The 638-nt window shown below is 27.7% G+C and carries 1 protein-coding gene; it reads left to right on the top strand.

Going from position 1 to position 638, the window contains the following annotated elements; translation table 11 throughout:
• Nucleotides 1-638: helix-turn-helix domain-containing protein (locus tag DY123_RS07540; protein WP_140936552.1), on the top strand; the 638-nt coding region annotated here is incomplete at both ends.

Below are 638 nucleotides of genomic sequence, written 5' to 3'. Positions count from 1 at the left end.
AATATTTTTCTGCAGGAATTGGTTCTACTAGTCTTGCTAAAAAATATAATATTAAAAGTAGAACAACTATTTTAAATTGGATTCATATGTATAATGCCTTCGGCATTAAAGGCTTGATTGTAAGAAAACCAATTAAAGTATATTCTGGAAATTATAAACGAAAAGTGCTGCATTGGATGCACACTAACCACAGTTCGTATCCAGAAACAGCACTTTTCTTCAACATATCAGCCCCGAGCACCATCTTTGCTTGGGAGCGAAGATTGGAGACTAAAGGCCTAACTGGATTATACACTAATCGTGGCCCTAAAAAAATGAAATCAAATAATATTAAATTTAAATCGTTGAATAAATCTTTAAAGAATAAAGTTAATTATTATCTAATTAATTATCGTTATGAACAAATAAAACAAGAACATGGAGCTATTATTAATCACATAAAAAAATTAATTAATTATTTTAAAAGATTCTCCATATCATTCATTTTAAAGAGTATTGGTGTAAGTAGAAGCTATTACTATCGTCATTTAAAAGAACACGATAAAGATATTAAATTAAAAAAGATGATTACTAAAATTAAACGTTTTAATCCAAACTATGGTTATCGACGTGTAACTTTAGCTTTGATTAATAACAAC

Source organism: Apilactobacillus micheneri (assembly GCF_006493595.1).
In the GTDB taxonomy this organism is placed as follows: domain Bacteria; phylum Bacillota; class Bacilli; order Lactobacillales; family Lactobacillaceae; genus Apilactobacillus; species Apilactobacillus micheneri.
Note: the sequence above shows the minus strand (reverse complement) of the source record. Positions and strands in the feature narration are given on the sequence as shown.